The organism is Ruminococcus sp. AF17-1AC, assembly GCF_003461385.1.
In the GTDB taxonomy this organism is placed as follows: Bacteria; Bacillota; Clostridia; order Oscillospirales; family Ruminococcaceae; genus Hominimerdicola; species Hominimerdicola aceti.
The window spans coordinates 47,709-72,256 of record NZ_QTWZ01000011.1 but is presented as its reverse complement, the minus strand read 5'-3'; the positions used below and the strand labels follow the sequence as shown (position 1 = coordinate 72,256).

General features: G+C 40.8%; 27 protein-coding genes. 4 read left to right on the top strand and 23 right to left on the bottom strand.

The features are described 5' to 3' along the window. Positions 1-3 precede the first annotated feature (3 nt). Entirely contained in the window at positions 4-2,274 is a 2,271-nt protein-coding gene (locus DWW81_RS08790; protein ID WP_117897427.1) for an LTA synthase family protein, read from the bottom strand. 427 nt (positions 2,275-2,701) lie between these two features. On the opposite strand from DWW81_RS08790, the gene DWW81_RS08785 reads away from it, so the two are divergent. Beyond that, entirely contained in the window at positions 2,702-3,487 is a 786-nt protein-coding gene (locus tag DWW81_RS08785) for an HAD family hydrolase (RefSeq protein WP_117897428.1), read from the top strand. Between the two features lie 47 nt (positions 3,488-3,534). Here DWW81_RS08785 and nspC read toward each other — a convergent pair whose 3' ends face one another. Genes nspC through speD form a run of 11 tightly spaced genes read right to left on the bottom strand, consistent with a single transcriptional unit; the run spans position 3,535 to position 11,933 of the window. Beyond that, complete coding sequence (nspC, locus tag DWW81_RS08780; RefSeq protein ID WP_117897429.1) at positions 3,535-4,665, bottom strand: carboxynorspermidine decarboxylase; 1,131 nt, start codon at positions 4,663-4,665, stop codon at positions 3,535-3,537. 16 nt (positions 4,666-4,681) lie between these two features. Then, positions 4,682-4,966, bottom strand: coding sequence for a hypothetical protein (locus DWW81_RS08775; protein WP_038671736.1), 285 nt, complete (start codon positions 4,964-4,966; stop codon positions 4,682-4,684). Beyond that, on the bottom strand, positions 4,967-5,287 hold the full coding sequence (locus DWW81_RS08770; protein ID WP_038673184.1) for a YbjQ family protein: 321 nt from the start codon (positions 5,285-5,287) through the stop codon (positions 4,967-4,969). It lies immediately after the preceding gene. Next, a complete protein-coding gene (locus DWW81_RS08765; protein WP_022288395.1) occupies positions 5,268-5,498 on the bottom strand; it encodes a hypothetical protein in 231 nt (76 codons plus the stop codon). Before DWW81_RS08765 ends, DWW81_RS08770 begins: the two co-directional genes overlap by 20 nt. A 12-nt stretch (positions 5,499-5,510) precedes the next feature. Further along, positions 5,511-5,750: a hypothetical protein gene (locus tag DWW81_RS08760; protein ID WP_022288394.1), complete on the bottom strand. Its 240-nt coding sequence runs from the start codon at positions 5,748-5,750 to the stop codon at positions 5,511-5,513. A 14-nt stretch (positions 5,751-5,764) separates the two neighbouring features. After that, positions 5,765-6,967: a saccharopine dehydrogenase family protein gene (locus DWW81_RS08755; protein ID WP_022288393.1), complete on the bottom strand. Its 1,203-nt coding sequence runs from the start codon at positions 6,965-6,967 to the stop codon at positions 5,765-5,767. A gap of 31 nt (positions 6,968-6,998) precedes the next feature. Then, positions 6,999-7,910, bottom strand: coding sequence for a DUF1963 domain-containing protein (locus tag DWW81_RS08750; protein WP_117897430.1), 912 nt, complete (start codon positions 7,908-7,910; stop codon positions 6,999-7,001). 11 nt (positions 7,911-7,921) lie between these two features. After that, complete coding sequence (gene speB, locus DWW81_RS08745) at positions 7,922-8,770, bottom strand: agmatinase (RefSeq protein ID WP_117897431.1); 849 nt, start codon at positions 8,768-8,770, stop codon at positions 7,922-7,924. Positions 8,771-8,781: 11 nt separating this feature from the next. Then, on the bottom strand, positions 8,782-9,633 hold the full coding sequence (gene speE / locus DWW81_RS08740) for a polyamine aminopropyltransferase (RefSeq protein ID WP_038671730.1): 852 nt from the start codon (positions 9,631-9,633) through the stop codon (positions 8,782-8,784). Between the two features lie 16 nt (positions 9,634-9,649). After that, a complete protein-coding gene (locus DWW81_RS08735; protein WP_038671728.1) occupies positions 9,650-11,101 on the bottom strand; it encodes an aminotransferase class I/II-fold pyridoxal phosphate-dependent enzyme in 1,452 nt (483 codons plus the stop codon). A 16-nt stretch (positions 11,102-11,117) separates the two neighbouring features. Next, positions 11,118-11,933 carry an adenosylmethionine decarboxylase gene (gene speD / locus DWW81_RS08730; RefSeq protein ID WP_171028812.1) on the bottom strand — a complete coding sequence of 272 codons (816 nt, stop codon included), beginning with the start codon at positions 11,931-11,933 and terminating at the stop codon, positions 11,118-11,120. A gap of 217 nt (positions 11,934-12,150) precedes the next feature. Here speD and DWW81_RS08725 point away from each other — a divergent pair, with 217 nt between their 5' ends. Beyond that, positions 12,151-14,094: an ABC-F family ATP-binding cassette domain-containing protein gene (locus DWW81_RS08725; protein WP_117897432.1), complete on the top strand. Its 1,944-nt coding sequence runs from the start codon at positions 12,151-12,153 to the stop codon at positions 14,092-14,094. A gap of 78 nt (positions 14,095-14,172) precedes the next feature. Further along, positions 14,173-14,709 (top strand): adaptor protein MecA, encoded by a 537-nt coding sequence (locus DWW81_RS08720; RefSeq protein WP_181982709.1) that lies wholly within the window; start codon positions 14,173-14,175, stop codon positions 14,707-14,709. On the opposite strand, the gene rpe is transcribed toward DWW81_RS08720, so the two are convergent. From rpe to DWW81_RS08700, 4 genes are all read right to left on the bottom strand, one after another. Beyond that, a complete protein-coding gene (gene rpe, locus DWW81_RS08715) occupies positions 14,692-15,345 on the bottom strand; it encodes a ribulose-phosphate 3-epimerase (protein WP_022286755.1) in 654 nt (217 codons plus the stop codon). The genes DWW81_RS08720 and rpe overlap by 18 nt on opposite strands. Before the next feature lie 86 nt (positions 15,346-15,431). Continuing rightward, positions 15,432-16,016 carry a 5'-deoxynucleotidase gene (gene yfbR / locus DWW81_RS08710; RefSeq protein ID WP_117897434.1) on the bottom strand — a complete coding sequence of 195 codons (585 nt, stop codon included), beginning with the start codon at positions 16,014-16,016 and terminating at the stop codon, positions 15,432-15,434. Between the two features lie 69 nt (positions 16,017-16,085). Further along, a complete protein-coding gene (locus tag DWW81_RS08705; protein ID WP_117876119.1) occupies positions 16,086-17,309 on the bottom strand; it encodes a sodium ion-translocating decarboxylase subunit beta in 1,224 nt (407 codons plus the stop codon). A 31-nt stretch (positions 17,310-17,340) separates the two neighbouring features. Beyond that, complete coding sequence (locus tag DWW81_RS08700) at positions 17,341-17,793, bottom strand: OadG family transporter subunit (protein ID WP_117856387.1); 453 nt, start codon at positions 17,791-17,793, stop codon at positions 17,341-17,343. A 242-nt stretch (positions 17,794-18,035) separates the two neighbouring features. Between DWW81_RS08700 and DWW81_RS08695 the strand changes: the two genes are divergently transcribed. Further along, the gene (locus tag DWW81_RS08695) at positions 18,036-18,833 is read left to right on the top strand and encodes a mechanosensitive ion channel family protein (RefSeq protein ID WP_117897435.1); all 798 of its coding nucleotides are present in this window, start codon (positions 18,036-18,038) and stop codon (positions 18,831-18,833) included. Positions 18,834-18,865: 32 nt separating this feature from the next. Here DWW81_RS08695 and DWW81_RS08690 read toward each other — a convergent pair whose 3' ends face one another. The 7 genes from DWW81_RS08690 to DWW81_RS08660 form a co-directional block, all read right to left on the bottom strand. Continuing rightward, the gene (locus tag DWW81_RS08690) at positions 18,866-19,123 is read right to left on the bottom strand and encodes a hypothetical protein (RefSeq protein WP_022286750.1); all 258 of its coding nucleotides are present in this window, start codon (positions 19,121-19,123) and stop codon (positions 18,866-18,868) included. Next, a complete protein-coding gene (locus tag DWW81_RS08685) occupies positions 19,113-19,307 on the bottom strand; it encodes a hypothetical protein (protein WP_022286749.1) in 195 nt (64 codons plus the stop codon). The genes DWW81_RS08690 and DWW81_RS08685 overlap by 11 nt, the downstream gene beginning before the upstream one ends. Positions 19,308-19,349: 42 nt before the next feature. Then, a complete protein-coding gene (locus DWW81_RS08680; RefSeq protein WP_117934595.1) occupies positions 19,350-20,066 on the bottom strand; it encodes a ComF family protein in 717 nt (238 codons plus the stop codon). Then, complete coding sequence (locus DWW81_RS08675) at positions 20,041-22,287, bottom strand: ATP-dependent RecD-like DNA helicase (RefSeq protein ID WP_117897437.1); 2,247 nt, start codon at positions 22,285-22,287, stop codon at positions 20,041-20,043. Before DWW81_RS08675 ends, DWW81_RS08680 begins: the two co-directional genes overlap by 26 nt. A gap of 17 nt (positions 22,288-22,304) precedes the next feature. Then, on the bottom strand, positions 22,305-22,649 hold the full coding sequence (locus tag DWW81_RS08670; RefSeq protein ID WP_117945381.1) for a hypothetical protein: 345 nt from the start codon (positions 22,647-22,649) through the stop codon (positions 22,305-22,307). Positions 22,650-22,791: 142 nt separating this feature from the next. Continuing rightward, the gene (locus DWW81_RS08665) at positions 22,792-23,634 is read right to left on the bottom strand and encodes a zinc ribbon domain-containing protein (RefSeq protein WP_117897439.1); all 843 of its coding nucleotides are present in this window, start codon (positions 23,632-23,634) and stop codon (positions 22,792-22,794) included. 93 nt (positions 23,635-23,727) lie between these two features. Further along, entirely contained in the window at positions 23,728-24,462 is a 735-nt protein-coding gene (locus DWW81_RS08660) for a hypothetical protein (RefSeq protein ID WP_117897440.1), read from the bottom strand. Positions 24,463-24,548 lie beyond the last annotated feature (86 nt).

Genomic DNA, 24,548 nt, shown 5'->3' with positions numbered 1-24,548 from the left:
TTATTATGCAGCGTGTCTGCCAAATGTTCTCTTATTCTCAGGCGGTGCAAAAACAGAATTAGCACCTGACGATGAATTGTCACTGTTCATATTGTTGTTGCTGAAACCGTGGTCGGTCTTATATATCATATCATAGTAGATTATAGCATTGGAGATGTTAATTCGCTCCTCGGCATAATTTGAATAATTACTGATATAATCCTCGTCCACAACACCATCGTTTATTCGTGCGTTACAAGAATCCTGACAGTACGTTTCATTCACAGTGGTCTTGAACAGACCCTGATCGTTGTCCATATACACTGGATTAGGATCATCTTTATATACTTGATTGCATGACACCGACGTTGCCACATTTTTGTAATCCGTAAGATCAAAATATGTGTTTTTCTGGCTATCATAGTAAACAGTATCTGTTACAAAATTGCCGTTTGGGAAGATAACAACATTTTCCTCGTTATCAGCGACAGAAAAGATATCATGACCAAGTGCATAGACATTTGAGAAGCCAAACATATTTCCAAGTGTTGGCTGAACGTCATACATACCCATTATCTGCTTGACCTCTGTAGGCTTATATCCGCCGTCTTTCGACCATATTATGAACGGCACTTTTCTGTTAAGATTATAGTAGAAATCGTCAACAGGAACATAGCCCTCATCATCTTCTGTAAGCACAGAATCGGTGAAAGGATTATAATTGAAATATCGGTCATACTCCTCTGCCTTTATCTTTGCGTCATGGTCACCATAAATAACAACTACAGTGTTATCAAGAAGTCCTGCATTGTCAAGTTCTGTCATGAACTGACCGATAGCCTGATCTGCATAGTGAACAGACTTAAAATAAGATCCAAGCTTTGTACCCTCAAGGAACGGTGCAGATTTTTCCTCATACATTCCGTCCTCTTCGTTGTACATCTTATACTTGAAATCTACCTCATAGTCGCTCACACGCTCAATGTCAGTAAACGGCGTATGGTTTGTGAGCATAAGGAACGCACCATACCACTTATCATGCTCCTTGTTTATCTTCTCGATCTTTGGCACTGCCTGTCTGAAGAACGATTTGTCTGACAGACCAAGACCAATAGTTTCATCAATGTTAAAATCTTTGTTATAGTTAAAGAAATCATCATAACCAAGGGAATGATGTAGATTAAGTCTGTTCCAGTAAGAACCGTTGTTGCCGTGCATACTGAAAGTATAATAGCCCTTCTTCTTAAGCATTTTCTGGGTAGTTGTGTAATCTCTGTCCCAATAGTTGATAGCAACTGTACCGCTTGAAGCTGGCATAAGTGAAGAAGCAAAGGTAAACTCGCTATCTGAGCTTGTTCCCACGCTCTCTTGAGCATAGAAATTTGAGAAATAAAGACCCTCTCTCGCAAGCTTGTTCATATTAGGTGTAAGCTCTTCTCCGTTTATATATGTATCCATACAGAATTGCTGGAAACTTTCAGCGTGGATAACTATAATGTTCTTACCCTTGAAAATATTTGTGTACTTGTTGCTCTTTTCGGAAGTTTCTTCAGTCTTTGACTTATCGTCATAGAACTTATTGAAAACCTCCTCGCTTTCCTCGTAACCAAACATCATATTTATTTTCGCATGAGTGCAGGAAATAACATCGCTAAACTGATATGTGTAAAGACCAAAAGTGCCAAGAACATATTCTCTGTTCCACTGCTTAGCGAGTCTTGAATAATCAGTGCCGGTAAGTGTTGAGCAGAAAATTCCTGCAAGACCTATGGAAACACAAAACGTTCCAAGAGCATATCCACGGCGCTTTCTCTTTTCCTTGACCTCAGTGATATAATCTCTTGTACGTCTTTTAAGAAGTATGTACACAACTATGATCGCAGGGACATCCCACAGGAAAATAAGATCCTTTGGTTCCATAATGTTCTCAGTAACGGCGTCCATTACTCCGCCGAGCTGTGAAGCCGTTGAAATAAGCGACACTGAGATGAATGATTTATAGTTTGTATAATAAATTGAGTTCGCCGTACAAAGTATAGAGAAAATTATTGTCAGTATCAAAAGGTAGACAAACTGCTTTCTCGGTTTTTTGAACACATATGATATGAGAGCAAGCAACAGTATAACTGCCATATCAGCCATAAGCGGTTTTATCTGGCTGTAATTAAACTTAACAGTAAACGCTCTAAGAAGAAATCCATTCAGAACAGATGCAAATACAAATGTTAGAAACAAGATGTTATCTTTCAGATATCCGCCTATTCCGCTGCGGATCTTTGTTATGACCTTATTCATTTATATCTCCTTTTCAATTTACTTTATTCAGTCGCAAAGAATATTGTATAATTTTTTCTGATAAAAGTCAAGCATATTAAAACCTTTTCAGTGAAATACACAAAACTTTCCTCAAACTAGCCAACTAATTTAAAGGCAATATTCCTTGAACAAAGTATATTTTACTCCCATTGAACCTTAATGTCAACAAATTAAGCTGAAATTTCAGCTATTTTTCACTTTTGTAATAATCGTGTAAAGTAATTTACATTTTATGTATGTTCAAATAATTTAACTGTACAATAATCTCAATGTGCTTTTGTTTATATGGAATAAATATATTAAAATCGACAAAGTTTTTTGTCAAAAATCAAAAATAATTGAAAATAGTATAGAAATACATTATAATATGAATGTCTGAGCATAACAATCATCACGGAGGAAAACAATGATAAAACTTATTGCAACTGACATGGACGGCACTTTGCTTGACGATAACAAGCAGCTTCCCGAAAATTTTGACAACATAGTAAAACGGCTGTTTAATAAAAATATCAGATTCGTTATTTCAAGTGGCAGAAGCTACTGCACGCTAAAAAAACAGTTTTCTGAATATCTTGATGACATGACATTTATTTGCGACAATGGTGCATATGTTGTTGATAAAGGAAAACTTCTTTCGGTTTCAGTGTTGCCAAAGGATACCGTTAAAGAAGCTGTTAGATTTTGCGAGAAATTAGGACTTACAGTTCTTCTTTGCGGAAAAAATGGCACATGGCATAACTCAAGAAATGATAGCCAGCACCAAGAAATAGCTTCATACTATGTAAATCAAGTAAAGATGGAGGATCTCACCCTTGTTGACGATGATGTTTTCAAGATAGCCGTTTTTGAAGAAAGCGGCATTGAAAATGACGGCTACAGCAAGCTTGAAGAACGCTTCGGTGAAAATTTCAATGTGCAGCTTTCAGGTAAATACTGGACGGATATAATGAATAAGGGCGTAACAAAAGGCACTGCACTGCGAACCATAGAAAACCGCATTGGAGTACGATATGAAGAAACCATGGCTTTCGGTGATTATCTTAACGATGTTGATATGCTCAACAATTCTTACTACAGCTTTGCAATGTCAAACGCTCATGAGTCTATTAAAAAGGTAGCAAATTTCATGACAGGCTCAAACAATGACAACAGCGTTATGAAAGAAATTGAAAAACACTGCCTTACATAAATAAAACATAAACAAAGCGATCTGACCAAAAATCAGACCGCTTTTTCTTATAATCTCATTTTAAAATCATCATAGCCGAACTCTTTTATAAGCTCCAACTCGCCGTCAAGCTTTTGAAGATATATTGACGGCAAAGGCATTCCGTTGAAAGTGTTGTTTTTACACATGGAATATATAGCCATATCACAGAAAACAAGCCTGTCACCCTCTTTAAGAGGCTCGTCAAAGGAATAATCCCCGATTATATCACCTGCAAGACAGGTCGGACCGCCAAGGCGATATGTGTAAGCCTTTTCGTCTGCCTGCCCTGAACCGATGATATTCGGTCGGTAAGGCATTTCCAGAACGTCAGGCATATGACAGGCTGCTGATGCGTCAAGGATAGCAAGATCCATGCCGTTTTTTGCAGTGTCGATAACCTCTGAAACAAGATATCCTGCATTGAGTGCAACAGCCTCGCCCGGTTCGAGATAGACCTGAACATCATATTTGTCATGTAGATAATTCACACACTCGATAAGGGTATCTAGGTCATAGTCATCACGGGTTATGTGATGTCCACCACCAAGATTTATCCATTTCATATTGTAAAGATACTTGCCGAACTTCTCCTCAATATGTGGTATCGTTCTTTTTAGCACATCAGAGCCTTGCTCACACATAGTATGAAAATGCAGACCATCTATGCCATCGATAAGACTGTCATCAAAATTATCTAAAGTTGTTCCGAGCCTTGAATTTTTGAAGCATGGATTGTAGATATCCGTTTCGATCTCCGAATACTCAGGATTGCACCTTATTCCACAGGATATCTTCCTGTCGCTTTTTTCAACAATGCCCTTGAATTTCTGCCACTGTTTTGGTGAGTTGAACACGATATGGTCGCATATCTGAACAAGCTCATTCATGTCCTTTTCTGTGTATGCAGGAGAATAAACATGAACTTCTCCGTCAAACTCTTCCCTGCCAAGCTTTGCCTCATAAAGACCGCTTGCGGTAGTGCCTTTCAAGTGCTGTGATATCATAGGATATGTGCTATACATGGAAAAAGCTTTCTGTGCCAAAAGTATTTTACAACCCGTTTTCTCCATGACATTATCCAAGATAGTCAGATTTTTTAGAAGCTTTGCTTCGTCAACAACATAACAAGGGGTTTTCACCTTAGAAATATCAAACATTCTTTTCCTCCACAGCTCATCTATATGAACCATCGTTGATAAAGTTGACTGTAATATTTTTGTTTTTCATTCTTGCGTCCATAAAAACACTAAGAACACCCTTGGCAAACTCAAGACTCTCCTCAGGAATATCGTCAAAGTCATGTATCATTACTTCCAATGGCTCTTCGACTTCACAGAGCTTCTCATAAAGCTTGTCGCCGTTAGCTATAGAATCCATATCATGAGCAAGCGCCTTGCTGACATATGGGTAAAACATATCAGCATTTACCATTTTAACATCATCTATCATCAATATCATTTACTCGTCCCCCATAAATTTTACTGCTGTTCCGTATGCAATGACCTCAGCCGCGCCTGCCGCAATAGCAGATGAAGCATATCTTATATTAACTACTGCATCAGCACCCAATTGTTCAGCTTCAACCACCATTCTCTTCGTGGCAAGAGCTCTTGCATCATTCATCATCTCATTATAGGCTGTAAGTTCTCCGCCAACAAGATTTTTAAAGCTCTGCATGATATCCTTTCCGACATTTTTGGTCTGGATAGTTGAGCCTTTGACAAGCCCAAGCATTTCAAGCTTTTTGCCGGAAATATAATCAGTATTTACTAAGATCATCATCTTCGCCTTTCTTTATTTCTTTTATACGCTGAATAAGCACCGTTATCGCAACGCCTGACAGTAAGGCAGGAACTACCAGAGCAATTATCTTTGCAAGCATAGGAACACCATTCATATATGCAAAAATAACGCCAATAGCTATATAATAGATAGATATCAAAGCAACTATCACAACTGGTGCTATCATTTTTTTTGTTTTGGTTTTCACTTTTCGTCACCTTTAATCAAAAACCATTTTCTTTTTGCCGTTTTTGTTTCGTGGATACTCTCTTATCCTGATGATATTGGCTGTATTCACGATACTTTCGTTTCTGTCATCACCCTGAGTAACTCTTACCCAGCCATCGCCTATCTCTTCAAGTGTGCAGTCTATAACTGATGAAAGTGAGCCTCCCTGCGAAACTGTATAAACAAGCACCTCTTGTCCGAGATATCTTGCAAAAGCTTCTTCGATCTTCATTTTTTGTTCTCCTATTAGTCAACAAGAACAGGATCAAAGTTCTCTGTCCAAGGCAGACCCCACTTATTAAGTGCGTCCATGAATGGATCCGGATCAAACTCCTCTATATTGTGTACGCCAGGCTTTTTCCACTTGCCTGTGAGTATCATCATTGCGCCTATCATTGCAGGCACGCCTGTTGTGTAGGAGATAGCCTGTGAACCGACTTCCTTATAGCACTCCTGATGATCGCATACATTGTAAACGTAATATGTCTTGTCCTTGCCGTCCTTTTTACCCTGGAAGATACAACCGATATTTGTCTTACCCTTTGTTCTTGGACCGAGTGAAGCTGGATCAGGAAGAACTGCTTTAAGAAACTGTAGCGGTACTATCTTCTTGCCCTCAAAGTCGATAGGCTCGATAGATGTCATGCCCACGTCCTCAAGGCACTTAAGATGTGTAAGATAGCTCTGACCAAATGTCATAAAGAAACGTATCCTCTTGATACCCTTGATGTTGAGAGCCAGTGATTCAAGCTCTTCGTGGTGGAGAAGATACATATCCTTTTCGCCCACCTGATCGAAATTATAAACTCTCTTTATCTCCATTGGCTCAGTTTCTACCCACTTGCCGTCCTGAATATAAGAGCCCTTTGCGGAAACTTCTCTTATATTTATCTCAGGATTGAAGTTCGTTGCGAATGGATAGCCATGATCGCCTCCGTTGCAGTCGAGGATATCTATATAGTTTATTTCATCAAAATAATGCTTCTGAGCATATGCACAGAAAACACCTGTTACACCTGGGTCAAAGCCAGATCCGAGAAGCGCTGTGATACCAGCCTTTTCAAATCTCTCTCTGTAAGCCCACTGCCACTTATATTCAAACTTTGCGGTATCCTCAGGCTCGTAGTTAGCTGTGTCAACATAATCTACTTTACACTCAAGACAAGCGTCCATGATATGGAGATCCTGATAAGGCAAAGCCACGTTGATACAAATATCAGGCTTATATTCTTTCATAAGAGCCACAAGCTCAGGCACGTTGTCTGCGTTCACCTGTGCAGTTGTGATATTTGTCTTTGTCTTATCCTGAAGTTCCTCCTTGAATTTATCGCACTTTGACTTTGTTCTGCTAGCGATACAGATATCAGTAAACACCTCGCTGTTTTGACAACACTTGTGTATAACTACACCTGCAACTCCGCCTGCACCGATTATCAATGCTCTTGACATATTAGATCATTCCTTTCTGAATTAATTATTATCAACCGCAATCCCAATTATAAATAACATCATCAAAATCGAGATCTTTAAGCCTTTGTCTGTTTATAAAAAATCCGCAGATACCTGCATCTCCCCACATTATCTTCTCATCGCCATTGCCGAAATCGCTGTCAAGCTGCAAAAGCAAAAAGTCATACTTGGTATCTTCATTACGAGGGTCCCACTGCGTAAAAGCAGGATAGCCACCTATCTTATGACCATAAGCGTTCTGATAGTTCTGCTCATAAGCCTCTATCTCATCAGCAGGAGCGATATCCATGTCCATAAGAGAATTTATTTTCTTTTTCGGTTGAGCAGCATTATAATACTCACAAAACATCTTCTCAAACCTAACGTCAGATTCGCTCATAACGTCAGCACTTGAAGTGAATTTCAAGCCAAACTCGCCATTTACCGGCATACTGTACTCTCCGTCAAGTCCGTTTTTCTTGAACTTGGCTTTGACTTCTCCCTCAGTAACGGTCTTGTCAATATCCTTGTGATAAACTATTCTGAACGTGTCTTGACAAGCAATACCATCTAATGACATTCCGTAAACATCATTATTTAATATCCAAAACTGCAATAATCCGCTTTTGGGAAACTCCTCAATATCAGTCACCTGCGAACAAACTATCTGAGCCAGCAGCCTTAACTGTCCGCCTTTTTTGTCCTCTGGGATAGTGCCGTCATGTGGAACATAGCCCATTCCGCCAACCTTGCTCTCAAAAATAGAGGGTCTATTATCCACAAGTTCTAGCCTCACGCAAGGTGTTAACGTCTTTTTCTCAACAGCTTTAAGTGCCTGCTCGGCAACTTTAAGTTCTGTTTCGTGGTCTAAAGTTTCCTCTGCTGATTCATTTTGCACATTAGCGTCAGTATTCTTTTTCTTGAAAATATCAAATAACCCCATGTTTTCCTCTTTTATTTATAAAAATACAAAAGTATCTCTCTCAGCAGCTTGCAGGCAAGTGCTGTTGAACGTCCTGTCTGATCGTAAACAGGGGAAAGCTCATTCACATCAAAGCCCACGATATTTAGCTTTGCAACTTCCTCCACTGCGAACATAAGCTCTTTGAAAGTAACTCCCCCTGCCTCAGGAGTACCCGTTCCCGGGAACTCTGACGGGTCGAGCACGTCAAGGTCAAGTGTAAAGTAAACAGGCTTTCCATGAAGTTTTTTTACTATGCTGTCAAGTCTGAAGAATCCGAACTTTTCCATAAAAGTATGCTCTTTCGCAAACTTGAACTCGTCCCTGTCACCACTTCTGATGCCAAATTGATATATCTTTCCGTCGCCCACAATATCCCAACATCTGTGGAGCACGCAGGCATGAGATTCTTTCACGCCAAGGTAATCGTCCCTCAGATCGGCATGAGCGTCAAAGTGAACGATATGCAGATCTGGATATTTCTCTGCCACAGCTCTAACTGCACCGAGAGTGACAAGGTGTTCGCCACCTATCATGCAAGGCACTTTGCCGTCATCAAGTATTTCTGATGTACGGCTTTGGATATCCCTCAGTGCGCCCTCAGGATTGCCAAATGGCAGTTCAAGGTCGCCACTGTCGAACACATTCACTTCAAGGAGGTCCTTATCCTGATACGGTGAATAAGTCTCAATGCCGAAGCTCTCATTGCGCATTGCAGAGCTTGCAAATCTTGTACCCGGTCTGAACGAAGTTGTGCTGTCATATGGTGCGCCGAAAAGGACTATCTTTGCGTCATCATATTCACAATCACAGCCTATAAAGGTATGAACATTCTTTTCCATACTTCTCTCCTTTAGTCACAGTCCTCAAGTACATCAAGGACGTAATTCGGCAGTGCGAAACAGCCCTTGTGAAGTTCTGTGTTATAATATCTTGTCTTTATGCCGAACTTTTTCCACTCATCAGCCTTAAGGTCATATATAGGGTGAAGATTTTTCGAGGCAAAGCCGAAAAGCCAATGACCCGACGGATAGGTAGGTATATGTGTCTGATAGACCATTGAAACTGGGAACGCACTGCCTATTCTTCTGTGTGTGCGCTTTACCATATCCACATAGGAATCATAATAAGTGCTTTCATGTTGGTTTATCAATATTCCTTGATCTGTGAGCGCCTTTGAGCAGTTGCCGTAAAATTCTTTTGTAAAAAGTCCCTCTCCCGGTCCAAACGGGTCGGTTGAATCAACTATAATAAGGTCATATTCATTTTCCTTGCGGCGAACGAATTTCAGACCGTCCTCAATATAGAGGGTAAGTCTAGGGTCGTCAAATGCACAGGCTGTCTGTGGAAGATACTCCTTGCACACATTTACTACCTGCTCATCTATTTCCACCATATCTATCTTTTCAATAGTGTTATATCTGCAAAGCTCACGGATAGTTCCGCCGTCCCCCGCACCAATAACAAGCACCTTTTTTATCTCAGGATTGACCGCCATAGGAACTGCAGTTACCATTTCATGATAGATGAACTCGTCCTTTTCGGTGAGCATTATAAAGCCGTCAAGCACTAATACCCTGCCGAACTCATATGTGTCAAAAACGTCTATTTCCTGATAATAGCTTTTTTTAGAATAAAGCTGTTTTTTTACACGAATGGTGAAATTAACATCGTCCGTATGTTTCTCAGTAAACCAAAGATCCATAAAATGTATCTCCTCTCTATGAATTTACCACTACGTTTATGTTGTTTATCTCAAGATCCTCCGTACCTGTAAGGAAACAGCCCTTTTCTTTACAGTATGCGATATAATTAAGTATGTCGGAAGTTATCTTCTCACCAGGGGCTAGGATAGGTATTCCCGGCGGATAGCACATAACGAATTCTCCGCATATCATACCGTTGCTTTCTTCTATAGGCACTGATTTTTTCTCGCTGTAGAAAGCTTGTTGCGGCGGTATCTCAACGATAGGATTGATATATTCGTGGTCAAACATTCCTGACGGGTCTTTTGAATAAAGCCTTTTAATTTCGGAAAGTGCGGATATAAAACGCTCAATCTCAAGCTCTCTATCTCCTGCGGAAACTATAGCAAGTATATTTCCGATATCACCGAACTCTATCTGAATGTCGTAATCGTCACGGAGAATGTCATAGACCTCAACACCTGCCAATCCCATGGCTCTTGTGTGAACGGAAAGCTTTGTGCTGTCAAATGCGAAGATATCGTCACCGTTTTCAAGCTCCCGACCGAAAGCGTAATAGCCGCCTATCTTGTTTATCTCTTCCCTTGCATAATCGGCATAGTCAACTGCCTTTTTAAAAAGCTCCTTGCCGTTGAGCGCAAGATTTTTTCTTGCAAGGTCAAGGGATACCATAAGCAGATAAGAGCCGCTCGTGGTCTGAGTGAGGTTAATTATCTGTCTTACATAACCCTCTGAAACAGTGTCTGCACAAAGAAGGAGCGATGACTGAGTCAGGCTTCCTCCTGTTTTGTGTATTGATACTGCCGCCATATCCGCTCCTGCCGCCATTGCAGAACAAGGCAGACCCTCACCAAAATAAAGGTGAGTGCCATGTGCTTCGTCCGCAAGCACCAACATACCATGCTCATGGGCAAGCTTGACGATGCTTTTTATATCAGAGCAAATTCCGTAATAAGTCGGGTTATTCACCAAAACAGCCTTTGCATCAGGATTTTCCTTGATAGCTTTTTCAACGTCCTTAACGGACATTCCAAGAGGTATTCCAAGCTGTTTGTTTGTGCCTGGGTTTACATAAACAGGTATAGCGCCGCACACAACAAGTGCATTGATAGCGCTTCTGTGAACGTTTCTCGGCATTATTATCTTATCTCCTGCCTTACAGCTTGTAAATATCATCGTCTGAACTGCGGCAGTTGTGCCGTTTACAATAAAGAATGCGTGCTTTGCACCAAAAGCCTCAGCGGCAAGCATTTCAGCATCTTTTATCACAGAAACAGGGTGACAAAGGTTGTCAAGCGGCTTCATGGAGTTCACATCGCACTTCAGACAATCAACGCCCAAAAAGTCACGAAGCTCTTTATTCATTCTTCCGCCCTTGTGACCAGGTACGTCAAGACGCACCACTCTGTTTCTCATATGTTTTTTCAAAGCCTCATACACAGGTGCATTATTCTGTGTTAAGTTCAAATCTATCACTACCTTATCAGTATATGTTCATGCCGCTGTATATCTCGATCATCTCACGGCGCAGACTATCTGTTATGTCAAGCCTTTGCTTCGGCGTAAGCTCATATACGTCCTGCTTGAAAAGATAATTCTGCAAGTCGATATCCTTAATGAGAAGCTTGGTATGGAAAATATTTGACTGATAAACATTGACGTCTATTGCGTCATATTTAGTCAGCGTATTTTTATCTATATAATCCTGAATAGAAGTTATCTTATGGTCAATAAAAAACTTCTTTCCCAAAACATCTCGGGTAAAGCCTCTTACTCGGTAGTCAATAGTGATAATATCAGAGTCAAAGCTGCTGATAAGATAATTCAGTGCGTTTAGCGGAGAAATAGTTCCGCAAGTAGAAACATCTATATCCACTCGGAATGTGGAAATGGAGTTGTCCGGGTGATATTCAGGAAATGTGTGAACAGTTACATGGCTTTTGTCAAGGTGAGCGTGTATCATTTCAGGCACATCGCCACCTATTTTTCCTTGATTGCACGAAGGGTCGATACTGTCCTCATCGAGGGCTTTTTCCGCAATAAGCACGTTCACCGACGCACCCTGCGGCTCATAATCCTGTTTTGATATATTAAGTATCCTTGCGCCTATCATCTCAGTAACGTCGCAAAGAATTTTCGTAAGTCTTTCTGAATTATACTGCTCGTCAATATAAGCAATATATTCCTTTTGTTCTCTTTCAGTTTTGGCATAACATACATCATATATGTTAAAGCTAAGGGTCTTGGTTAGATTATTAAAACCATACAAAGAAAGCTTCTGCTCCAACCCTAACATCACCCGTCCTTTCGGATAAAATAATCAGCCTATCAAGACTAAAATTATAGACTTGTTTTCATTATACCACATCTCGATCAAAAAGTACATAGTTTTACGCACTTTTTTCATATTTTTTTATTAAGCATGGCATAAGTGTGGCAATAAAATAAAAAAGGTTGAAATCAAGAAGAAAATAGTGTATAATAAGTTCTGATAATTGTTACAGGAGAAATATACAATGTTATTGAATGTTGAACATCTTTACAAATATTTCAATGGACAGGCACTGCTCAAGGATATAAATTTTACAGTTGAAGACAGAGAAGCCGTTGGACTTATCGGCATAAACGGATGCGGAAAGTCTACCCTGCTTAATATCATTACAGGCAGTGAGGGCTACGACAAGACCCCCGAAGGACTAGGCTCTGTGAATATCGCAGGCAAGGCTTCCATTGGCTTTTTAAGGCAGAACAGCGGACTTAATTCTGAACTTACCATAGGTGAGGAAATGAAGAACGCTTTCGCTCCCCTCCTTGAAACACTGGATAAAATGAAAGTCCTTGAAAAGAAAATGGCAGATGACGGAGATATTGACAGTATAAGCCACGAATATGCCGAGCTTTCTTCATACTTTGAGGCTCGGGACGGATATAGGATAGATGTAAAAATAAAGCAGGTGCTTAACGGCATGGGCTTTGGCTCAACACCTACAGACAGAGTCATCTCTACTCTTTCAGGCGGTGAAAAAACACGTCTTGCACTGGCTAAGCTTCTTCTTGAAGAGCCTAATCTGCTTATACTTGACGAGCCAACCAACCACCTTGATTTTGAAACGCTCATGTGGTTAGAGGACTATCTCAAAGGCTACAAGGGTGCGATAATCATAGTTTCCCACGACAGATATTTTCTAAACAAGGTCTGTACGAGAATATGTGAGATAGAACAAGGCAGGCTCACATCATATCGAGGGGACTATTCCTCCTATCTTGTGCAAAAGAAAATGAACTCAGAGCGTCAGCTGAAAGAATATGAAGCACAGCAGAAGGAGATATCAAAGCTAGAGGACTATGTGGCGAAAAATCTCGTCAGGGCTTCAACCTCAAAAATGGCGAAGTCAAGACAGCATATGCTTGACCGTATCGAGCGTATCGACAAACCGCTTATGTACACAAAACCTCCAAAGATAAAGCTTGAATATGATATTGAGCCAACAAAGGATATTGTGCGAGTTGTTGACTGTCCGCTGGTCGTTGGCGAGGGTGCTGACAAAAAGGAGCTTATAAAGTCACTTACCATGAACGTTCGTCGTGGAGAGCACGTTGCTATAATCGGTGCGAACGGTATCGGAAAAACTTCCATACTGAAACTTATCCAAGGCATTATCCCACACGAGGGTGGGAATATAAGCTGGGGCGGAAACGTGAAGATATCCTATTTTGAACAGGAACACGCTATACTTGATCCCCATAAGACAGTGCTTGAAGAAATAATGGATCGCTATCCAAGATTATCAGAACAACAGGCAAGAAGCGTGCTAGGTGCAGTTCTGCTTACAGGCGAGAATGTGTTCAAGCCTATTTCTGTTCTCAGCGGTGGCGAAAGGGCGAAGCTTTGCTTTGCCATAATGGCTCTCAATCGTGGAAATGTACTTGTGCTTGACGAGCCTACAAACCACCTTGACCTAAACACAAAAGAAGTGCTGGAGGACGCTTTGGCAGAGTTTGGTGGAACGATAATCCTTGTATCTCATGACAGATATCTACTCAACAAGGTAGCAAGCAGGATAATAGAGATAAAGCATGACGAGGTGAACTCATACGAGGGCAACTTTGACGCATACAGCGAAGCGGTGAACGCTGCCCGTCAGCTCAAGATGCAGAGCGAAGCAGAGATAAAACGGGCTGAAGAGGAAAAAGCGTACAAAGAAAACAAAGCAAGACAATATCGTAGTAAGGAACAGCGTGCCGCTGACGCTCAAAAACGCAACCGCATAAGAGAACTTGAAAAGGAGATTGAAGACACAGAAGTTCTGATATTTGAACTTGAAAATGCCATATCTGACCCTGAGATAGCTTCTGACTACAGCAAAATGAGTGAGAAATGCAAAGAGCTTGAAGAAGCCAAAACCGCCCTTGACCAGAAAATGGACGAGTGGGCTGAGCTTTCCGACCAGCTTTCATAAACAAATTTTCACAGAAATCGCCCCTTATGAGTATAATGATACAGCACAGACTGACATTATACATAAGGGGTGTTTGTTTTGGAGATAAAAAGGCTGTCAGAGTATGAAATAAAAGTTATTCTCAACGAAAAGGATATGCGGATAATGAATATATCCTTTGAAGATTTTGAGAAAAGCAACAAAAGAAGCAAAGATTTTTTATCTGAACTCATGTTTATACTCAAGGAGACAGGACTTATAAAAATATCCGAAGGAAATATTGAAGTTGATGTTGCTTTGACAAGTGAAGAAACAATAAACATATATTTTATACTACCTAAAAACGACAATCATCACACCACTGAACTCGCCATAATCAGCTACGATCCAAACGAGCTAATATCAAAAGCTACTGAAATACACAAAAAATACTCCGAAAAGATTATAAAAAGCAGTCTGTATCAGCTTCCTAGTGGTTATGCTCTAATCTTCACCATAGGATACGCACGCTCCACTATTGCAAAAAAAGCTTTACTGAAAACCTGTGCTACTGACAACGTGATTATAAACAAAATAAAGGAGTACAGCCCATTATTGAGCAGTACTCCTTTTGAAAAACTAAACTATTTCTCTTAGAAGCTTAACAGCCTCTGGCATATCGTTTGCCTTAAACGCATATGTTCCCGTTACTAAAGTGTCTGCACCCGATTCTTTAAGCAAACCGGCAGTTTCGAGATTTACGCCACCGTCAACCTGAAGTCTAATATCCCTTTCCGTCTGGTCAATTAGATATCTCACTTCGCTTATTTTTTCAAGAGTGTCAGGAATAAACTTTTGACCGCCAAAACCTGGGTTTACTGTCATAACGAGTACCATATCAACAGATTTAAGAAATGGCTGGATCGCACTTACAGGTGTTGCAGGCTTAATGGAGATACCTGCCTTGATCCCCCTCGAATGTATTTTGTCAATAACAGCTTGCGGATCATCAGCCGCCTCATAATGAAAAGTTATAAGGTCAGCTCCAAGATCTGCGTAGTTATCAATATATCTGATAGGATCACAAATCATGAGATGAACGTCTACTGGAACAGTTATGCTTTTGCCCACACTTTTCAAAAGCGGTTCGCCAAAACTTATATTTCTCACAAACATTCCGTCCATGACATCATAATGAATCCAGTCAACACCAGCGTCCTCAGCACGCTTTATCTCGAACGCAAGGTTTGAAAAGTCGCAGGCAAGCAGCGACGCAGAAACGATAATATCCAATTGAAAACCTCCGTTAATTCAATATTTTCCCACTTAATATTGTCCTATAATTTCAATTTCTATTATACAACACCACTGGGGCATTGTCAAGCTTGTTCGTCAAGAGTTAATGTATAAGCTGGAATAAATTCATCAAGAAAAACATTTGCTTCAGGAATATTCATTGCGACAATAGCTTCAAGTGTAGATTTTTCTGCTGATGCAAAATCAGTATTTCCCATTTGTCTTTCTTCAAGGCACTTTATAAGTGCAGAAAGCTTATCAGCCGCTTTAACAAGAGTCCATGCTTCTTCTTCCTGTGGAGTTTTACAGAAAAGCGGCTCAAAGTCCTCTTTCAGATCATCAGGAAGATAAGACACCAGAGTATTTTTGGCTTTCTGCTCGATCTCATCATATGCGCCCTTTATCTCATGGCTGTAATATTTTATGGGCGTAGGCAAGTCACCTGTGATTATCTCGGTGACATCATGATACATAGCAAGCAGCGCACATCTCTCAGGAGAAACATTACCGTCAAATCGCTTATTTCTGATAAGTGCAAGCACATGTGCGATAAAAGCAACTTCAAGGGAATGCTCGCTAATATTCTCATTGATCGTGTTTCTCATAAGTGCCCAACGATTTATATATTTCATACGGGATATCACTGCGAAAAATTTACTTTCTGACATATCAACACTCCTAAACTATACACAAAAATCGGGACGATGCTTTTCATCGTCCCGAAAAAATTTCTGATCTTATCTTACAATTGTAAGAAGAACACCAGCAGCAACGGCTGAACCGATAACGCCGGCAACATTAGGACCCATAGCGTGCATCAACAGATAGTTTGTAGGAACTTCCTGCTGACCGACCTTCTGAGAGATACGAGCTGCCATTGGAACGGCAGATACACCTGCTGAACCGATAAGAGGATTGATCTTGTGACCTGAAAGAACATACATAAGCTTACCAAGAAGTACGCCGCAGGCTGTACCAAGCGAGAACGCTACAACGCCAAGTGCCATAACTTCTGCAAACTGAATGTTCATGATCTTATCAGCCTGAGTCGTTGCACCAACTGTTACGCCAAGGAAGATAGTGATGATGTTCATAAGCTCATTCTGAGCGGTCTTAACAAGTCTGTCGCAGACGCCACTCTCTTTAAGAAGGTTACCAAACATGAGCATACCAACCAGTGGAGCTGCTGAAGGAACCATGAGTGAGATAACGATAGTTACGAGGATAGGGAAAATAAGCTTTTCTACCTTAGAAACAGGTCTTAGCTGACCCATTACTACTGAACGCTCTTTCTTTGTTGTAAGAGCCTTCATGATAGGCGGCTGGATAATAGGAACAAGAGCCATATATGTATAGGCTGCAAGTGCAATAGTACCAACACCGATATTACTGTTTGACGTAAGAAGTCTTGAAGATACATAGATAGATGTAGGGCCATCAGCACCGCCGATGATAGCAATAGAACCACACTCAGCTGCACTCATTCCGAATAGAGCCGCACCGATGAATGTAAAGAAAATACCGCCCTGTGCAGCAGCACCCATAAGAAAGCTCTTAGGGCTTGCGATCAGCGGACCAAAGTCTGTCATAGCACCGATTCCAAGGAATATGAGTGGTGGATAGATCTGAAGCTTAACGCCCATGTAAAGAATATCCAACAGACCACCCTTTTGAAGTATCTGACCGTAATCTATATAGTGGTCATTGCCTGCAACCGTTTTATAGTTCCAGAAGTCCGGATGATACATCTCAGCGTATGGCAGGTTTGTAAGCAGCATACCGAATGAGATAGGCAAAAGCAGAAGCGGCTCAAAGCCCTTTGCAATAGCCAGATACATAAATACGAATGAAATAAGTATCATTACGATATTTTTCCAGCCGCCGTCTACGAGGAAACCCGCAAAACCCGACTGTGACGCCAAAGACGCCATGGTATCAAGAAATGAATTAATTATTGACATCTATTATCACGTTCCTTTCACGTCAACTGCACTAAAATGGTCTTGTATTGTCTATTATGCCTGCGGTAGACCATGCAGGTCTTTGAGGCTTGGCAGTTTTAACGCTCTTAAGAACGAGCTTCTTGCCCTCTGCACTGCTCATAGCCGAAATTGCGGCCATGATAACAGCAACTGTTTCTTCTTCAATGCCGTCTTCTACAACAGGAGCAGCAGCCTTTATTGGCTCTGGCTTAGCAACAGCCTTTGCAGCTTCAGCAGCTTTTTTTGCCTCTTCAGCCTTTCTTGCAGCTCTGCTGTTGATAACGTCAAATATCTTGCCGTATATCGACACAAGCAGAATAAGCAGAACAAGTCCGATAAATACCACAACTATACCCGTGATAACGACAGAGGCAACAGTTCCAGCACCCAGATCTTTTTGGTCAGGACTGATCGTGCTCTTTGCCGCAACCATCTGAGCTGCAGTGTTAAGAAAATTGATCATAAAAATTCTCCTTACTGTAAGTATAATAAAACTTAATATTATTATACACCAAAGCCACACAAATAGCAAGACTTTTTCCCACATTTTTTTCACAAAATTATCTCCAAGTCAACACCTATTTTTGTTATGATTTCTGATAAAAGTGCATAAATACGCAAAAAACTTATATCTTGGGCACACTTGCAAATATCATGTTAAGATGTTATAATATCTTTACATAATAATGTTACGGAGATGATATTTTGTCTGACAAATTTTTGAATTGGCTTGAGGAATTTACCCCACATCTTATAGCGGCGGCTGTTATTTTTCTTTTAGGAATACTTCTTGACAAGCTTGTTTTGAAGGTCATGCACAAAGGTTTGAGCATGCGTCGAACAGACGTGACTATACATAAATTTCTCACATCTGTGGTACACACTGTATTGCTTATTATAATAGTAGTAATGTCACTTTCTGCACTTCAAGTACCTATGTCCTCCATAGTCGCAACTATCGGTGCGGCAGGTCTTGCTATCGGTCTTGCTCTTCAAAACAGTCTTTCAAACGTTGCAGGCGGCTTTATCATACTTTTTTCAAAACCTTTTAAATGCGGTGATTATGTAAAAATAGGCGACTCAGAGGGAACTGTTGACGCTATCTCTATACTTTACACCACCCTAAAGACCCTTGAGAATAAGATGATATTTATACCAAACGGAGTTGTATCACAATCGACTATTACGAATATAACTGCTGACGACAAACGTCGCCTTGAACTGAAATTCTCTATCAGCTACAATGACGACCACAACAAGGCAATGGCTATTCTTAGAGAAATGCTCAATGATGAGCCAAGGGTAATAAACGAGCCTGACAAGCCGCTTGTGGCTGTTTGCGAGCATGGCGCAAGCGCAATTATTCTCATCATGCGTGTATGGATACCGACCGATGCTTACTGGGAGATACGATACAAATTTCTCAAAGAGGCAAAGGAACGCTTTGACGCAAACGGCATTTCCATACCATTCGACCAACTTGACGTACATATATCAAAATAACAAAAGTCCGCAGGCGAGCGTCTGCGGACTTTTTACCTCATATCTTCCCTGTTCTTATATAAAAATCTGTTCACATCAATACTGTCTGCAATTGGCAGCTTGGTTTTGTCACAGTATGTTTTTTCAAGACTTTCAAGCTTCTCTGCTATTCTAAGCTGACCGTCAAGCGCACTTTTTATACACTCTGCAAAAGGACTTCCGCATAGATCACTGTAGGTCTGACAAAACTCCTTTGAATACGCCTTGACAAAAAATCTTGCTTCTTTTATAATATTTCCGTCAGTTACCATTGTTATCCTCCAGACTTGTGAGCAACCCTGAACGCTGATTTTTCAAAGCCGCTGTAAGCTTTTGCATATCTTCCTTTAGCTGCGGCTCTTTTATCTCACTCACATAATGCTCAAACCTGTCTATCATGCAGTTTTCAGACACGATAAGTCTTTTTATCGCCGCAAACTGTTCCTCAGTTATCATAAAGACCGCCTCCCGATATTATTATACCGAAGGCGGCCTGTTTTATTCTTTGTGTTTTTCATCAAGAAGCGTTGTGGCTATTGCAGCACAAAACACCTTTTTCGCACCCATCTCTTTTAACAGCCTGCTACAGACATTGAGAGTTGCACCTGTTGTGTAAACATCATCAAATAGCAGGACATTTTTACCTTTTATGTCAGCGTGTTTCGCTAGAGAATAATAAACATCCTCCGCATGAGTTTTTCGTTGAGCGGCAGTCAAAGTATGCTGTTCTGCGGTATCCCTTGTCCGTCCAAGCAGACGATGATCTTTTCTTATCCCAAGCTCCATAGCCGTAAAGTGTGCAAGCTTTTGTGCCTGATCGTATCCCCTTTTACGGCGTTTTGATCTGTGCATTGGCACTGATGTGATGATATCCGCCTGCTGTGCGATACCATTTTCTCTGAGCACATTACCCAGAAGCTTCGCAGAATATTCCGCAAAATTAAGCTGTCTGTCGTCTTTAAGCTGATGTATTGCTTTCACGCAGATATCCTCATATCTCATAAGAGTATAAATGCTATCAAAATGTAGTGAATCATGATCCAGGCACTTATCCTTGCCGCACTTTTCGCACAATATTTCTTTATGAAAAGGGAGCTTACATTCACAATTTTTGCACAAAAGCTCGTCCCATGTTATAAAACTTCCACATATAGGACAACGATTAGGATAAACAAAATCAAGCAGAAATTTATATATCAAGCGTCTGCTGACCACTGTCGTCACCCTCCACAAGCTCCATTAGCATATTTTTAAGCGCAGTATACCTCAAAGTGCGTTTATTATTATCTATCATAAAATCAACACGCTTTTTCGAGCCAACTATTATAAGCATTCTTTTAGCTCTTGTCACAGCCGTATAAAGCAGATTTCTGTAATAAAGCTTGTCAAATCCACCGAATACAGTGAGAATGACAACATCAAACTCAGAACCTTGGCTTTTGTGCACTGTTATGGCATAGGCAAGCTCCAGATTATCCAGCATTTGCTTGTCATAGACAGCTATTCTGCCCTCAAAATCTATAGTCACAGTTTTAAGTATCTTGTTCACTGCAATTATTATGCCTATATCGCCGTTAAAAATGCCTGCGCCACTTTCGGTCTTGTCCTCGGTTATATACTTTTTCCAAAGAATGTCATAATCATTCTTGGTCTGCATGACCTTGTCACCTTTTCTAAAAGTATAAACAGGGGTCTTGACCTCTGATTTTCCTACGGCAGGAGGATTAAGCTCCTGCTGTAGACGCTTGTTTAGCTCCACAGTACCCGCAGGACCTTTACGTGTAGGCGAAAGCACCTGAATGTCGTCTATAGGCGAGTAATCATAGGCTTTTGGCAGCCTTGTTTTGCAAAGCTCCACCACAAGATCCTGAAGTTCTCCATATTCAAGCCGTTGCATAAAAAAGAAATCCTTGTCCTTGCTGGCCAGGTCGATATGCTCGCCGTTTACTATCTTATGAGCGTTCATAACAATCTCAGACTCCTGTGCTTGTCTGAAGATCTCTTTTAGTGTTACAACAGACATTACTCCGCTGTCAATAATATCCTTTAACACATTTCCTGCACCTACTGACGGAAGCTGATCGCTGTCCCCCACCAGAACGAGCTTGCAGGTAACGCTTATGGCTCTCAAAACGGCTTCAAAAAGGCAGGAATCCACCATTGACATCTCGTCGATTATCAAAGCGTCACAATCGAGAAGATTGTTTTCATCATGTATAAACGCAAGTGTATCACCGCTTGTATGCTTCACTTCAAGAAGCCTGTGGATAGTTTTTGCGTCAAATCCCGTAAGGTCAGAAAGCCTTTTTGCGGCTCGGCCTGTTGGTGCGCATATCATAACGTTAAGCCCTTGCTGCTGATAAAGAGAAATTATAGCATTGAGCGTTGTGGTCTTTCCTGTACCCGGCCCTCCCGTCAGCACAAGAAAGCCCTTTGACAGTGCAAGATTTATGGCTTCACGCTGTATTTTTTCATATTGTATGCCATTATTTTCCTCTTCGAGATCAATCACTTCGGAAAAGTCTATCTTATTGTCATAAGAGATCTGCCGCATTATGGCAAGTCGCCTTGCTATGTAGTCCTCAGCTTTGTAAAAATCTGCAAGCATAACAAAACGTCTGCCATGCTTATCGTAATAGTAGAGGTTTTCCTCCTCAGTTTCATCCTCGATTACTTTTTTTATAAGCTTTTCATCAACATCAAGATAACTCACCGCTGTTTTCACAAGACTGTCTAAAGGCAGGCAGGTATGACCTTGGTCAGCGTTTTGTCTTAGAATATATGTAATGCCTGCCTTTATCCTGCACTCGCTGTCAGCAGGGATATCAGACTTTGCCGCAACTGCGTCCGCACGGGAAAATGACAGATCGACGCCCTGAATACAAAGCACATAAGGGTTTGATTTTATGATCTGCTCGGCAGTGTTGCCCCAACGCTTCCACGCCTTTATGCCATATGAAGTTTCGATCTCAAACTTGTTGAGATATGACATAAGCGACCTTGCGGCAAAAGTTGTTTTAAACTCCTGAGATATTTTTTCCGCTTTTTTCACTGTTATCCCGTCTATCTCCGTGAGCCTGTCGGGAGTATTTTCTATTATGTCAAGGGTATCGTCCCCGAACTTGTTCACAAGCTTTTTTGCAAGTACAGGCCCTACGCCTGATATAGCACCGCTTGCAAGATAACGCTGAATCGCTGCAGAGGTAGTAGGCAAAGAACGCTCAAAGATATGCACCTTGAACTGCTCGCCGAACTTCTGATGTGAAGTGAACTCCCCTGTTACAACGAGATCTTCGCCCTCCTCAACGTCACCCATTTCGCCAACAACTGTGATAAGGTCATTGTCACAGTTAAGCATAAGCACACAGAAGCCTGTGTCCTCACTTTTAAATATTATGCTGTCAACCTCACCCTTGAGGGTCTTTAAATCTTCCATATTATTCTCCGAATGATCTATTTTTCATGGCATTTCAGCTCTCTGCGCTTGATAAAATCTGCAAGTTCAGTTATATCAACACAGTGAACGATGCTATAATCCTGTTCCAAACGCTTTGAAACATAATTTATCTCACTTTTGTCAAGCTGAACGAGGATTATTTCTCTTCCATAATATTCAGGCTGAAAAAACTCCTCCCAATAACAGCTTTTTACCATATGTTCAAGCTCATGTGTATTCTTTTTGCATGGGATAAGCAAATATCCTCCACGCTTGCCAACATTTCGCACCTTATAACATTTCACCCAAAACCAAATAACGACCGCCAGCACAAGAGCCAGAAGAAGTATAAGATTCAACACAAGATCACCTCCACATATTATTAGTACATTTTATGCGGAAAGCAGATTTTGTGTCATATGATTCATTTTACACCTTTTTGACGAAAAAAGCAAGATTTTTATGCAAAACAAAAAAGCTGCCCCGAAGGACAGCTTGAATTATTTACTTTATCTCAACTGAAGCAGCCCAATCCTTGAACTTATCTTCATACTTTGACTTATTTTTCTGCTCGCAGAGAAAATCAAAAATGTAGTAACCACCGTTGCCCTCTGTTATAGAACTCATGCCGTAATAATGTTTATCTCCTATGCTCTGGGTATAATAAATATATTTTGAATCCCTGCCTGTTATTTTTAAAGTAGTTGTGCCGTTTTCAAGAAAAAAATCAAAGATATCAGAAGCAGATTCACCCTTGCCATAGCCGTAAAGTGCCAAATCAGAATATGAGAGCTTGACAGCGTTTATGCCCACCTCGTTGTTGGAGAAGTTATCAAGGGCATACAGATTTTTACTGCTGGATTTCTCAATATCCGCAGGAGCGGTCATTGTATATCCCGTACCCTGCAATGTTTTCGTAGCTGTGTTTTTGTAAAAATATCTCACGCCGAAAGCCACCAAGAACGCAAGGATAAACACAAGAACTGTCATCAAAGGCTTTGGTATACCCTTTTTAGCAGATGTAACAGGCGCTATCTTATAAGGCTCATATGCACTGCCGTATGGAGTTTGAGCATTGCCATTCTGCGGAGGCGGATAACTCTGCTGAGCGTAGCCGTTCTGTGGCTGACCATAAGATTGCTGACCCTGAGCATAATTCTGCTGAGGTACTGCATTCACAGGCTGTGCACCTGTAGTGTTGCGCTTGCCAAAGCCAACATTCTCACCAAGGTTTGATGTGTCGATAGAATCCATATAACCGCTTGTTTCAGACTTCACAGCCGACCCACAATTAGGACAAAAAGCGTCAGTATCACTGATCTTTGCCGAACAAATAGGACATTTCATATTCTTTTCTCCCTCATATAATTTATGTTCTTATTCTAACATATGCTGTTCATTATGTCAATAATTTAACAAATCGGTTTTATAAATTTTGTATTAATTGATATGGATAGTGCTTGCCCACTTTTCAAATTTCGGGTCATAGAAATCCTTTTCATCAGCCTTACAGCCAAAAACAAACCAATAATATTTATAACCTGACTTTTTGCATAAAGCATAGTTATAAACTTCGTCGCCCGTTTTTGCACGATAGGTCATTTTAAGCTTGTTACCATCAGCATACACTTCTTTATAGCTGCTTCCAAACTGACTTTTCAAATTGCCCTTCATGTAGGTGACAAACAGTTTCTCAGTAAGAATATCCGTTGTTTCGCCGGCAAGTGAAGAGTAATCAAGGATCATATACTGAAAATCGCTATCAACATCGGCGTACTTTCCGTTAGCTTTTACAGTTCCATCTCTGCTCTGTGCCGCATAATCTGTTGTGGTCTCCTTTTCAAGTGACCTTGGCAGTTCAACGCTAAAGTTCTCCTCTCTAATGGTATGGGTTGAAACATTGTGATAGTACCAATATCCAAAACCGATAGCTGCGCCCACAAACAATGCCAGCAAAAGGATAAGCACCTTTTTGCCTATAGACATATTCTTTCCCACTGCTCTCACATTGCTGTTAAGACCATTGTCAAAGCCATTGTTAAAGCTATTATTGAAACTATTGCCATACCTCGGCTGTGCCGAATTTACCCCTGTCATTTCAATAACTCTTGTGCCACAATTCTGACAGCAAATGCTGTTAGGCAGAATATCGCACCCGCATACTGTACATCTCATAAAGATACCCCCTATAAAAATTTATTACTTTTATATTAACATACTTCTTCTTTTTTGTCAACAAAAAAAAGCGGACAGCACATAGC